The sequence below is a fragment of the Frankia canadensis genome (assembly GCF_900197875.1).
Taxonomy (GTDB): domain Bacteria; phylum Actinomycetota; class Actinomycetes; order Frankiales; family Frankiaceae; genus Frankia; species Frankia canadensis.
In genome coordinates, this window is record NZ_FZMO01000423.1 from 1 (window position 1) to 12,826 (window position 12,826).

A 12,826-nucleotide genomic window follows, 5' to 3' on the forward strand; every position below is an offset into this window, starting at 1 on the left:
TCGTCGACCCTTTCGGATGACCGGTGGGCCGACCGCCCAGCGGAGCTCGGCTGGCCAGGGTGTCGTCACCATGAGTCCCCGCCAGCCCGAGCCCACCGGGGCCAGGGGAGGCCCGTCCACCGGCCCCACCGCACCGTCATGACCCGGATCCAGGTGACCGGAACCGACCCGTGGGCCGCGCGCCGGGGGGCTGTCGCCGCCGGCGTGCGCCCGCACGGCCGGCGCCCGCCCGCGGCCGATCGGGACGCTGGTGAGCCGATCCGTCCAGGCCGTGGGTGAGAATGGCCGGCATGGCCACGACACCGGCGTCTCCCGCCCGCGTCAGCCCGGCCCGGGAGGACCCGGTCGTCGCGGGCGCGAGCCAGCTCATCGGCGGGCCGCCGGGCGGGCACGCCGCCGCCGCGACCGGCCGCGGGTGGCTGACGCCACTGCGGGTGCTGATGGCCTTCGTCATCCTCGTCTGCGTGCTCGGCTACGCGCAGAAGGCCAGCTGCCGCGACACCCGGAACTGGGCGCACGAGCACCAGTACAGCGCCCTGTGCTACTCCGACGTGGTCGCTCTCTACAGCCAGGAGGGGCTGGTCGACGGCAAGATCCCCTACCTGGACTACCCGACGGAGTACCCGCCGCTGATCGGCGCGGCCATGCAGCTCATCTCCTGGCCGGCGGGGCTCGCCTCCGGCCCGCGGGCCGTCTACCGCGACGACAACGGCCAGCGCGTCTTCGACCACTACACGATGGACCGGCGTTCGGCCGTCTTCTACGACCTGACCGCGCTGCTGTTCACGCTGGCCGCGTGCGTCGCCGTGGCCTGCACGGCACTGACCGCCGGGCGCCGGCGGGTCTGGGACGCCGCGCTGTTCGCGCTCGCCCCCGCGCTGGCGTTGCACCTGCTGACGAACTGGGACATCATCGCGGTCGCGTTCGCGGCCGCCGGTCTGCTGGCCTGGTCCCGCCGGGCGCCACGGCTGGCCGGAGTGCTGCTCGGCCTCGGCATTCTCACCAAGCTCTACCCGGTGCTGTTCCTGGTGGGGATCGGCTTTCTCTGCCTGCGCGCCGGGAAGCTGCGGGAATGGGCGAAGGCGGTGGCCGCGGCAGCCGTCACCATCGTCGTGGTGATCGTGCCGCTGTGGCTGGTCGCCGGCTACTTCGACGAGCAGAACAACCGTGCCGGCAACAGCATCTGGGTGACCTTCTGGCACGGCGGCGACTGGCTGAGGCTGCTCGGCGGCGGCCCGGACGGCGCCCGTAACGCCGTCGCGCGCTTCGTCGATCTCAACTCCGATCGCGGCGCCGACTGGGACTCGATCGCCTTCGGCGCGACCTGGCTCGCCGAGCGGCACGACCCGGCCTGGTTCGGGCCGACGCATCTGGTGATCTGCCTGGTGACCGCGGCGGTCGTCGTCGCGGCGGCGGCCGCGCTCATCGTGCACCGCCCCGACACCCGCCGCCTCGCCGTCGCCCTGGCCGCCGCCGTCTTCGGCACCGTCGCCGTGGCGGTGCCGCTGGTGCTGCAGGGCATCCGGGACCATGGCCTGCCCGTCGGCACGCTGAACGTCATCACCGGCGCGACCCTCGTGGTCGCGGTGATCGGCATCGGCCTGCTGACCTGGTTCGCCCCGCGCCGGCCACGCCTGCCGCAGGTGCTGTTCCTGCTGGTCGTGGCGTTCCTGCTGAGCAACAAGGTGTTCTCGCCGCAGTACACGATCTGGCTGCTGCCGCTGGTGGCGCTCGCCCGCCCGCGCTGGCGGCTGTTCCTGCTCTGGCAGCTGTGCGAGGCGTGGGTGCTGTTCACCCGCTTCATGCACTTCATCTTCAACGACACCCAGGGGCGCCGCGGGATCGACCGGGGCTGGTTCGTCGGCGCCGTGACCCTGCGCGACCTCGTGCTGCTCGTCATGGCCGGCTTCGTCGTGCGCGAGATCCTGCATCCCCGGGCCGACGTGGTCCGCACCACCGGCGCCCGCACCGACGCCGACCTGCTGGCCGCGGACCGGCCGGACGCCGGCCTCTACCCGACCGTGATCGACGACCCGGCCGGCGGCATCCTGGACCACGCACCCGATGTGCGTGGCGGCTGGCGCGGGCGGACGACCAGGGCCCGCGGCGACGACGAGCTTCCCGCCAACACCGGCGCGCTCCTGGTCGGCGCCTCCATGGCGACCAGTGAGGCGAAGGGCGCCGGGGCGGCGAAGGACGCCGGAGCCGGGTCCGGAGCTGGAACCGAGCAGGACGGTCGGCCGACGTTCACGCCGATCGAACCGGGTGCGCTGTTCCGACCGCGCAACCAGAACGGCGACGGACCTGGCGCACCGGCGGCGGGAGACGGATCCGCCGGTGGATAGCCCGGCGATCCCCGAGCCGATGGCCGGACCGGGCTCGACGCCCGTCGCGACGCACCGCGCGCGGTCGCGGGCGTCGGATCCCGGCGGCGCCGACGGATCCGACCTCGCGGGCCGGGCGCGTTCCTGGTGGGCGCTGCTGCCCACGCCCGTGCGGGCGACGCTGCCGCTGTGGCTGGGCAGCCGGGTGGCGGTGGCGCTGCTGTCGCTGGCCGCCGCCCGCGCGCTGACCACCGGGCCGGCCCGGTCCGCGCCGGGCCTGCGCACGCTGTGGGACCGGTGGGATGTCGGGCTGTTCACCAAGGTCGCCCGGTACGGCTACCTGTCCCCCGCGTACGCGGACCGGACCGAGGTCGACTTCCCCGGACTGCCGATCGCGATCAGGCTCGCCCATCTGGTCGTCCGGGACTGGATCGCCGCCGGTCTTGTCGTCTCCCTGCTCGCCGGCGTGGTCACCGTGGCCGCCCTGTGGCAGCTCGCGGCGGACGAGGTCGGGGAGCGCGATGCCCGGGTCGCCGTCGTCGGCCTGATCTGCTTCCCCTACGCGGTGTTCCTGTTCGCCGCCTACTCCGAGGGAGTGTTCCTGGCGTTCGCGACAGCGTCCTGGCTCGCCGCGCGCCGGCATCGCTGGTGGCTCGCCGGCCTGCTCGGCGCGGGCGCCGCCTCCGCGCGGATCAGCGGCGTCGCCTTCGGGGTGGCGCTGGCCGTGCAGTACGTGGTGGGCCGGCGGGCCGCGGGGCGACCCGTCGTCGCATGGCCGGCGCTGTCGCTGGCCCTGCCGCCGATCCCCGTCGTCGCCTATCTCTGCTATCTGCGGGTGCGCACGGGCGGCTGGGGCGCGTACACGGACGCGATGCACGACGGCTGGCACCGCTGGACGGACTGGCCCTGGTCCGGGTGGGCGGCCACCTGGTCGTCGGCGACGGACGGCAACGGGGCGTCGACCTTCGTCTGGTTCTTTCGCGGCGAACTGCTCGCGGTGGTCGTGGGGGTGGCGCTGACGATCGCCCTGCTGGTGGGCAGGCGCTGGGGAGAGGCGACCTTCGTCGGTGTGATGACCACGATCATGGCCTGCACGAACTACTACGCCTCGGGCATCCGCGCAATCCTGGTCGCCTTCCCGCTGTACCTGCTGTTCGCCCGGGTGGCGGCGCGCCGATCCTGGGTGGCACCGGTGTATGTCTGTCTGTGCGCGCCGGTGATGGCGGCGTTCGTCGTCGCCTTCACCCAGGGGCAGTGGGTCGACTGAGCTGACGGTGACGGTGACGGTGGAGGACGATGCGGTGAGGGCCGGGGACGCGGCGGGGGCCCGCGGTGGGGACGGAGCGCCGAGGTCCGGGCCGCGGGGCGTCGCCCCGCTGCTGACGGCGGGCGCGCTCGCACTGGCCTGCGTGCTGCTCGGGCTGGCACTGGCCGATCCGGCACCGTCCCGGCATCTGCGGGGCCTGCTGGTCACGGTGGATCTCGTCCTGCTGGGCGGGGTCGGCACCGCCTGGCTGCGCGTGGTCCTGACGGTGGGCGCGCCCGGGGACCGAGGCGGGATCGAGTAGACTCGCCGGGACATGCCGTGCGCCGGCGCACGTGTTCGTCGCTGGTCAGCCGCTGATCGATCACCGGGATCGGTCGGCCTGGCCGCGGTCGGGCGCAGTGTACTGATGATCGTCCGGATGTGCTCGCGGACGATCCCCAGCCGGGTGGTCGGCGTCGAGCGCGTTCGCGGCGGCGCAGGACCGGAGCGCGGTTCCTCCTGTCACGGAAGATCCGTGGCCGCCTGAGTCCACAGGAGGTGGGTTCACCCTTGGCACGCCATTACGAGCTCATGGTGATCCTCGATGCTGACCTCGAGGAACGCACCGTCGCGCCGTCCATCGACCAGTACCTCGGTGTCGTCCGTCAGGGCGGCGGCGTGGTGGAGAAGGTCGACATCTGGGGTCGCCGCCGGCTCGCCTACGAGATCGCGAAGAACCACGAGGGCATCTACGCGGTCATCGACCTGCACGCGGAGCCGGCCATCGTCGCCGAGCTCGACCGGCAGCTCGTCCTGAACGAGTCGGTCCTGCGCACGAAGGTCATCCGGCTCCCCGAGCCGAAGAAGCCCCGTCAGAGCCGCCGGGCGGCGGCATGACCCGGTCCGGGCTGACGGCGGTTCGCCCGTCGTCGCGGACCGCCGAGAGCTGGGAGGGCGCCCATGGCCGGTGAGACTGTCATCACCGTCGTAGGCAACCTGACAGGCGACCCTGAACTGCGGTTCACGCCGAACGGCGCGGCCGTCGCGAGCTTCACCGTCGCCTCAACTCCGCGCACGCTCGACCGTCAGAGCAACGAGTGGAAGGACGGCGAAGCGCTGTTCCTGCGCTGCTCCGTCTGGCGGCAGGCCGCGGAGAACGTCGCCGAGTCCCTGCAGAAGGGAGCCAGGGTCATCGTCACAGGCCGGCTCAAGCAGCGTTCGTTCGAGACCCGCGAGGGTGAGAAGCGCACCGTCATCGAGCTTGACGTCGACGAGGTCGGCCCGAGCCTGCGTTATGCGACCGCCAAGGTCGTCCGCGCCGCCCGTGGCGGCGGCGGAGGCGGCTTCGGCGGCGGGAACGGGGGCGGCGGTTCCGGTTCCGGCGGCGGCGGCAACTACAGCGGTGGTGGGGGCGGCTACGGCGCGCCCGCCGGTGCCCCGGCCGGTGCCCCGGCCGGAGCGCCGTCCGGCGGCAACTACGGCGGCGGCGCCCCCAACGATGACCCCTGGTCGCAGCAGCCGGCCGGTGGCTACTCAGACGAGCCTCCGTTTTGAGCGGCCGGTCGTCGTCATCGAGGACGGCACAACGAGGTAGGAGCACATCCGTGGCCAAGGCGGCCGTGCGCAAGCCGAAGAAGAAGGTTTGCGTCTTCTGCAAGGACAAGGTCGAGTACATCGACTTCAAGGACACGTCGCTGCTGCGCAAGTACATCTCCGACCGAGGCAAGATCCGTGCCCGCCGGGTCAGCGGCAACTGCAGCCAGCACCAGCGCGACGTGGCGACGGCGGTGAAGAACAGCCGCGAGATGGCGCTGCTGCCCTACACCGCCTCGGCTCGCTAGGGGGTGGCGCGATGAAGCTCATCCTGACCCAGGAGGTCCCCGGCCTCGGTAGCCCGGGTGACATCGTCGAGGTCGCGAACGGGTACGGGCGCAACTACCTGGTGCCCCGCCAGTACGCGATCCTCGCGACCAAGGGCGCGGAGCGCCAGGTCGAGCAGATCAAGCGGGCCCGGTCGGCCCGGGCGGTGCGCGACCTCGACCACGCCAACGAGATCGCCGGTCAGCTCGGCGGCCTCAAGGTCGAGCTGGCCAGCCGCGCGGGCAAGGAAGGCCGGCTGTTCGGCTCGGTCACGGCGGCCGATGTCGTCGACGCCGTCACCGCCGCCGGCGGTCCGGAGCTCGACCGGCGCCGCGTCGAGCTGACCACGCCGATCAAGTCGCTCGGCGCCTACACGGTGGCCGTCCACCTCCACCCCGAGGTGACCGCGTCGCTGAAGGTCCAGGTCCGCAAGGCGTAGCAAAAACCGCGGGCCAGCGCGGTGGCGGCCCGGCGCCCGGCCATCCGCCGGGCTCCGTGCCGCCGACTGGTCGACGAACTCCCCCGGCTCCCACCCATCGTCACGGTGGCGGGACCGGGGGAGTTCGCGTTACGCGCCCGGCAGGTCGCCGAAAAGTTTTTTCTTCGACTCGTTGTCCACAGGCGACGTCTCGAACGGAGCTCTGGGAACCCGCGGTTCTCGCGCCGTAAGGCCAGCACTATCCACAGGTAGTGCGCGTCTGTCCCTAGCTTCTCCCCAGCTTCTCGGCCGTTACCCACAGCTTTTCCACAAGGGCCTGTGGATAACTTCTTGGCGGGGGTGGCTGCCGGTCCGTAGGGTCGGACCCTCCAAACTGGGGAGCCAATCGACGTGCCGGGAGCGTCGCCGGCGTCCACCGCAGCGTGGCCCGTTGACGATCGCTCGGGCGTGTACGAACATGCGTTCGAAACTGGGATCGCGGGACAGCCAGATCACGCGGTAGGTCGAGACCGCGTGGGACAGCCAGGAGGTGCGTCGTGAGCGTCACCGAGATCTCGCGTGGCGTCGGGGGCGCCGAGGAGTTCGACCGCACCCCGCCGCACGACCTGCCGGCCGAGCAGAGCGTGCTCGGCGGCATGCTGCTGTCCAAGGACGCGATCGCCGACGTGGTCGAGGTCCTGCGGATGGTGGACTTCTACCGGCCCGCCCATGGGCTCATCTTCGAGGTCATCGGCGACCTGTACGGGCGGGGCGAGCCGGCCGACGTGATCAGCGCGGCCGCCGAGCTCGGCCGCCGGGACGCGCTGGAGCGGGTGGGCGGCGCGGGATACCTGCACACGCTCATCTCCAGCGTGCCGACCGCGGCGAACGCCGGCTACTACGCCCACATCGTCGCCGAGAAGGCCATCCTGCGTCGCCTCGCCGAGGCGGGGACGCGCATCGTCCAGCTCGCCTACGGCGCCGCGCCGGACGTCAGCGAGGTCGTCGACCGGGCGCAGGCCGCCGTCTACGACGTCACCGAGCGGCGCACGAACGATGACTACGCCCCGCTCGGCGACCTGCTCAACCCGGCACTCGAGGAGATCGAGTCGATCGAGGGCCACGACGGCGCGCTGACGGGCGTGCCGACCGGCTTCACCGACCTCGACGAGCTCACCAACGGCCTGCACGGCGGCCAGCTGTGGATCGTCGCCGCCCGCCCGGCCGTCGGGAAGGCTCTCGCACTCGACACTCCGCTGGCGACGCCGACAGGGTGGACGACGATGGGCAGGGTCGCCGTCGGCGACCGGCTCATCGGTGCCGACGGCCAGCCCACCCGGGTCGTGGCGGCGACCGAGGTGATGGTCGGTCGCCCGTGCTACGAGGTGGAGTTCTCCGACGGCTCCGTGCTGGTGGCCGACGCACAGCACCAGTGGGTCACCGAGACCCGGGCGGATCGTCGCGTCGCCGCCGGGCGGACGTCCTGCCCTGGCACCGCGGCGGGCGGCAGGCCCGTGACGACGGAGGAGATCGCGCGCACGCTCCACTGCTCGACCGCGGATCGTCGCCACAACCACGCCGTTCGCGTGGCCAGGCCGTTCGCGTTGCCCACGGTGAACCTTCCGATCGATCCGTACCTGCTCGGCGCCTGGCTCGGCGACGGGACCTCGAGCTGTGCCCAGCTGACATCCGCCGACCCGGACATTCCTGCGGAGATCCGAAGCCGGGGCTACGACGTCGTGGCGAGCGCGACGGTGAAGTACCGGTACTCACTGCGGCTTCGCCAGACCGCCGTGGAGGAGCGGTCGTGCATGGTGTGCGGTCGCACCTTCGCCAACCGCATGCCGCATGTGCGCACCTGTGGCCAGTCCTGCGGGGGCAAGCTGCGGTTCCTCGCGAAGCCGCTACCTGCGCGGACGTGCGTGGGCTGCGGTGGGCGTGTGACCAGCTACGGCCCGCGCTGCGGCTCTTGTCACGCCGAGTCCGGCACGCTGCAGACGCAGTTGCGCACGCTGGGCGTGCTGGGTGACAAGCACATTCCGCTTCAGTACCTGCGGGCCGATGAGCAGCAGCGGCGCGATCTCCTCGCAGGTCTGCTGGACACGGATGGGACGGTGGCGTCCAACGGGACGACCGTGCAGTTCGCCGTCACCAACGAACGTCTTGCCCGCGACACGCACGAACTCATCCTTTCTCTGGGATACCGCGCGTCCGTGACGACGAAGCGGGTGCAGGGCGCTTCCGCCGCCAGCTCAACCTGCTACATGATCAATTTCGCGCCCCAGGAGCAGGTCTTCCGCCTCACGCGCAAGGCCGACCGGCTACGGCCGACGGGGCACCCGACCGTGGGCCTCCGGTACATCACCGCAGTCCGGCCGATCGCCTCCGTGCCCGTCCGGTGCGTGGAAGTGGACAACGCCGACCACCTGTACCTGGCGGGCATCTCGTGCATCCCGACGCACAACTCGACGCTGGGACTGGACTTCGCGCGGGCGGCGTCGATCAAGAACGGGATGACGTCGGTCATCTTCTCGCTGGAGATGAGCCGGATGGAGATCACCATGCGGCTGCTGTCGGCCGAGGCGCGGGTCTCGCTGCAGAACATCCGCACCGGCCGGCTCTCCGAGGACGACTGGTCGCGGCTGACCCGGCGGATGGGCGAGGTGGCGGAGGCGCCGCTGTTCATCGACGACAGCCCGCACCTGACGATGATGGAGATCCGGGCGAAGGCCCGGCGGCTCAAGCAGCGCAACCAGCTGCGTCTCGTGATCCTCGACTACCTGCAGCTCATGTCGTCACCGAAGAAGGTGGAGAGTCGCCAGCAGGAGGTCAGCGAGATCTCCCGGTCGCTGAAGCTGCTGGCCAAGGAGCTGGAGGTGCCGGTGGTCGCCATCTCGCAGCTCAACCGGGCCTCCGAGCAGCGCGCCGACAAACGACCCCAGGTCTCGGACCTGCGCGAGTCCGGCAGCCTCGAGCAGGACGCCGACGCGGTGATCCTGCTGTATCGCGAGGACGCCGTGGAGAAGGAGTCCGCGCGGGCCGGCGAGGCGGACCTGATCATCGCCAAGCACCGAAACGGCCCGACCGGTACCGTCACCGTCGCCTTCCAGGGGCACTACTCCCGCTTCGTCGACATGGCGAACTGACCGCGGACGCACGAAACGGGGGGCCCGCAATCCGCGGGCACCGCCGCCGATCGCCGCCCGGCGGTGACACACTGGGCACATCGACCGTGTGGCCTGGCGGGGGACGGGCTGCGCACGGCCGGGGGCCCGGCGGCGGGCCGAGAAACAGCACGAGCCCCCCGAACCAGCGAGGAGGCGGCCTGGTGAGTGAGGACGCGAGCGGCGGCGGGATCGACGTGGCGGTGCTGGAGATCGCCAGGTTCGAGGTGCGCCCCGGCACCGAGGACGAGTTCGAGGCCGCCTACCGGGGAATCCGTGCGGAGCTGGTGGGCACGCCGGGATGCCGTGCGGCGCGGTTGACCCGCGGTGTGGAATCGTCGTCGAGCTACGTGCTGCTCGTCGAGTGGGACACGCTGGACAGCCACCTGAAGAACTTCCGGGAGTCCGAGCGGTTCGTGCGCTGGCGCGCCGCGCTCGGCCCCTACTTCGCCGAACCACCGTCGGTGTCCCACGGGGTCGACATCCCGCCCGGACCCGACCCGGTCTGATCCGCACCGAGCGCCTGGACCCCTGACCATGGAAGCGTTCTTCGGATACCTGTTCATCGCCCCGGTCGCGGCGAGCTTCTTCGGCTTCCTGATCTGGGTCTTCCCGGCGATCCTGCTGCGGGACAGGATCAGCCAGTTCCGGATCCGGCCGTTCGCGTTCTTCGTCACCGGCTACGTCTTCACCGCGGTCCTGACCTTCTACCTGCTCCTCGTCCGGGCATGGGTCGGGCCGTTCGCCGGCACGATGGCGTCACTCGGCCTGGTGTGGGTGATCCGGGACCAGTGGCGCCGCCGCCGCCCGAAACGCACCCGCACGGTGGCGCAGGCGAGCCGGGACGGGCAGGCACCGAACTCCCAGATCCCCCCGGCGACAGGTCAGCCTGGTCTCCAGGGGCAGGCCGGTGGCTGGAACCAGGCCGGAGGCTGGGTCCCCGGCGCGATGCCCGGCGGCCCCGTCGCGTCGGCCTTCCCAGGCCAGTCGGCCTATCCGGGCCAGCCTGGCCACCCCGGCTATCCCGGACACGTGGGCCAGCCTGGGGCGCCGACCGCATCCGGCCATCCTGGCCAGCCGACTCCCCCTGGCCAGCCGCAGTATCCGGGCCAGCCGCAGTATCCCGGCCAGCCGCAGTATCCGGGACCGCATGCCTACCCGGGCCCACCGGTCCCGCCGGGGCCACACGCCTACCCAGGTCCGCAGGCGCATTCTGGCCAGGCCTCTCCAGCGCGGCCCGGCCAGCCGGGTGGTCCGGGCCAGCCGACGCCACCCGGGGCGTCCGGCGGGCAGCCGGGGCAACCGCCGGTCGACCCGGGCGGTCCCCCGCCGGGGCCACCGTCTGGGCGGGCGACGCCGACAGAGGGCGCCGGGACAACCGCCGGGCCGTCGGGCCTCGACCGGTCGTCCGGGTCGGGCGGCGGGCCGTCTGACCCGGATCCGTCGGGAGAACTGCCCCCACTCGAGGATCTGCCGCCCATTCCGGACTACCCGCCGAACTTCGACGAGCTGCCGGCTCCGCCCACGCCGAACCGGGCGGGGCCGCTGGCGGAGCCGCCGCAGTGGGGCGGCGCTGCCAGCGATCAGGCGGGAGGCGCCCCGCGCGGCGCGGAGAACATCGGGCCCGGCCCGGGCGACCCTGGCGAGCCGGGCCCGAGCGACGGCTCTGGATCCGGCGCTGGCCGCCGGATCGCCGGCTACCCCTGGGCCGCGCCGCCCCCGGGGAAGGCGCCCGTCGACCCGCCGGAGGCGGGCTCGCCGGACGACACGCCGCCCCGCGAGCCCGACCAGGGTTCCTGACCGGGCACGTTCCCCGACGCGGGCGGCGCCACGGCCAGTCGGGGCGCGGCCGCGCCGGGGACACACCGACGGTGTGGCGTACCGTCGACTCATCACCAGATAACCGCCGTCGGCGAGCTCCGCCGCGGCGACGCCGACGTGATGTCCCGAGGTCGAGATGCCCGCTCTACGCTCCCGCACGACCACGCACGGCCGGAACATGGCCGGTGCCCGCGCCCTGTGGCGGGCGACCGGCATGACCGACGACGACTTCGGCAAGCCGATCATCGCCGTCGCGAACAGCTTCACCGAGTTCGTCCCGGGCCATGTGCACCTACGTCACCTCGGTGAGCTGGTGGCCGGCGCGGTGGCCGAGTCCGGCGGGGTCGCGCGCGAGTTCAACACGATCGCCGTCGACGACGGCATCGCGATGGGGCACGGCGGGATGCTCTACTCGCTGCCGTCGCGGGAGCTCATCGCGGACAGCGTCGAGTACATGGTCAACGCGCACTGCGCGGACGCGCTGGTCTGCATCTCCAACTGCGACAAGATCACCCCGGGCATGCTGCTCGCGGCGCTGCGGCTCAACATCCCGACCGTGTTCGTCTCCGGCGGGGCGATGGAGTCCGGCAACGCGGTGATCTCGGAGGGCACGGCCCGTTCCAAGCTCGACCTCATCACCGCGATGTCCGCGGCGGTGAGCCCGGACGTCTCCGACGACCAGCTGGCCACGATCGAGCGGTCGGCCTGCCCCACCTGCGGATCCTGCTCGGGCATGTTCACCGCGAACTCGATGAACTGCCTGACCGAGGCGATCGGGCTGTCGCTGCCGGGCAACGGCTCCACGCTCGCCACCGCCGCCGCCCGCCGCGAGCTGTTCGTCGAGGCCGGCCGGCTCGTCGTCGACCTGGCCCGGCGCTACTACGAGAAGGACGACGAGGCCGTCCTGCCGCGCTCGATCGCCACCGCGGCCGCGTTCCGCAACGCGTTCGCCGTGGACGTGGCGATGGGCGGCTCGACGAACACCGTGCTGCACCTGCTCGCCGCGGCCGTCGAGGCGGGCGTCGACGTGAGCCTCGCCGACATCGACCAGATCTCCCGCACGGTGCCCTGCCTGTGCAAGGTCGCGCCGAGCTCCACCCGGTACTACATGGAGGACGTGCACCGCGCCGGCGGCATCCCGGCGATCCTCGGTGAGCTGGACCGGGCCGGCCTGCTCGACCCGGCCACCCACTCGGTGCACGCCGCGAGCCTGCGTGAGTTCCTCGACCGCTGGGACGTGCGCGGCCCGAACCCGTCGCCCGACGCCGTGGAGCTCTTCCACGCGGCGCCGGGAGGCGTGCGCACGATCGAGCCGTTCAGCTCCACCAACCGCTGGGAAGCGCTCGACACCGACGCCGAGAACGGCTGCATCCGCTCGGCCGAGCACGCGTACTCGGCCGAGGGGGGCCTCGCCGTGCTGTTCGGCAACCTCGCCGTCGACGGCGCGGTCGTCAAGACGGCCGGGGTGGACGAGAGCCAGTGGACGTTCCGCGGGCCGGCGCTCGTCGTCGAGAGCCAGGAGGACGCGGTCGACGCGATCCTCACCAAGCGGGTGCAGGCCGGCGATGTGATCATCGTCCGCTACGAAGGACCCCGCGGCGGGCCGGGCATGCAGGAGATGCTCTACCCGACCGCCTTCCTCAAGGGCCGCGGCCTCGGCCCGAAGTGCGCGCTGATCACCGACGGGCGGTTCTCCGGCGGCAGCTCCGGCCTCTCGATCGGCCACGTGTCACCGGAGGCGGCGCACGGCGGCACGATCGCGCTGGTCCGTGACGGCGACACGATCGAGATCGACATCCCCACCCGGCGCCTCGAGCTGCTCGTCTCCGACGAGGAGCTGGGCCGCCGGCGCGCTGAGCTGGAGGCCGCCGGCGGCTACCGGCCCGCGCAGCGGGAGCGTTCGGTGTCCGCGGCGCTGCGTGCCTACGCGGCGATGGCGACCTCCGCGTCCACCGGTGCCGCCCGCGACGTCACCCTGCTCGACGGCTGACGG

Annotated in this window: 11 protein-coding genes; all 11 read left to right on the forward strand. The window is 72.4% G+C overall.

Going from position 1 to position 12,826, the window contains the following annotated elements; genetic code table 11:
- The first annotated feature begins 281 nt into the window (after window positions 1-281).
- Entirely contained in the window at window positions 282-2,345 is a 2,064-nt protein-coding gene (locus tag C1A33_RS25045) for a glycosyltransferase family 87 protein (protein ID WP_101833862.1), read from the forward strand.
- Window positions 2,338-3,591, forward strand: coding sequence for a hypothetical protein (locus C1A33_RS25050; RefSeq protein ID WP_243407927.1), 1,254 nt, complete (start codon window positions 2,338-2,340; stop codon window positions 3,589-3,591). The genes C1A33_RS25045 and C1A33_RS25050 overlap by 8 nt, the downstream gene beginning before the upstream one ends.
- Window positions 3,592-3,625: 34 nt before the next feature.
- The gene (locus tag C1A33_RS25055) at window positions 3,626-3,892 is read left to right on the forward strand and encodes a hypothetical protein (protein WP_243407928.1); all 267 of its coding nucleotides are present in this window, start codon (window positions 3,626-3,628) and stop codon (window positions 3,890-3,892) included.
- Between the two features lie 248 nt (window positions 3,893-4,140).
- On the forward strand, window positions 4,141-4,467 hold the full coding sequence (rpsF, locus tag C1A33_RS25060; protein WP_279354694.1) for a 30S ribosomal protein S6: 327 nt from the start codon (window positions 4,141-4,143) through the stop codon (window positions 4,465-4,467).
- A gap of 63 nt (window positions 4,468-4,530) precedes the next feature.
- Window positions 4,531-5,124 (forward strand): single-stranded DNA-binding protein, encoded by a 594-nt coding sequence (locus tag C1A33_RS25065; protein WP_101833868.1) that lies wholly within the window; start codon window positions 4,531-4,533, stop codon window positions 5,122-5,124.
- 50 nt (window positions 5,125-5,174) lie between these two features.
- A complete protein-coding gene (gene rpsR, locus C1A33_RS25070; RefSeq protein ID WP_009741495.1) occupies window positions 5,175-5,411 on the forward strand; it encodes a 30S ribosomal protein S18 in 237 nt (78 codons plus the stop codon).
- An 11-nt stretch (window positions 5,412-5,422) separates the two neighbouring features.
- Complete coding sequence (gene rplI / locus C1A33_RS25075; protein WP_101833870.1) at window positions 5,423-5,869, forward strand: 50S ribosomal protein L9; 447 nt, start codon at window positions 5,423-5,425, stop codon at window positions 5,867-5,869.
- Between the two features lie 536 nt (window positions 5,870-6,405).
- Window positions 6,406-8,994 (forward strand): replicative DNA helicase, encoded by a 2,589-nt coding sequence (gene dnaB, locus C1A33_RS25080; RefSeq protein WP_101833872.1) that lies wholly within the window; start codon window positions 6,406-6,408, stop codon window positions 8,992-8,994.
- A 179-nt stretch (window positions 8,995-9,173) separates the two neighbouring features.
- Window positions 9,174-9,521: an antibiotic biosynthesis monooxygenase family protein gene (locus C1A33_RS25085; protein ID WP_423748144.1), complete on the forward strand. Its 348-nt coding sequence runs from the start codon at window positions 9,174-9,176 to the stop codon at window positions 9,519-9,521.
- Window positions 9,522-9,549: 28 nt separating this feature from the next.
- Window positions 9,550-10,812 carry a hypothetical protein gene (locus C1A33_RS35975; protein WP_101833876.1) on the forward strand — a complete coding sequence of 421 codons (1,263 nt, stop codon included), beginning with the start codon at window positions 9,550-9,552 and terminating at the stop codon, window positions 10,810-10,812.
- Between the two features lie 157 nt (window positions 10,813-10,969).
- A complete protein-coding gene (gene ilvD, locus C1A33_RS25095) occupies window positions 10,970-12,823 on the forward strand; it encodes a dihydroxy-acid dehydratase (protein WP_101833878.1) in 1,854 nt (617 codons plus the stop codon).
- Window positions 12,824-12,826 lie beyond the last annotated feature (3 nt).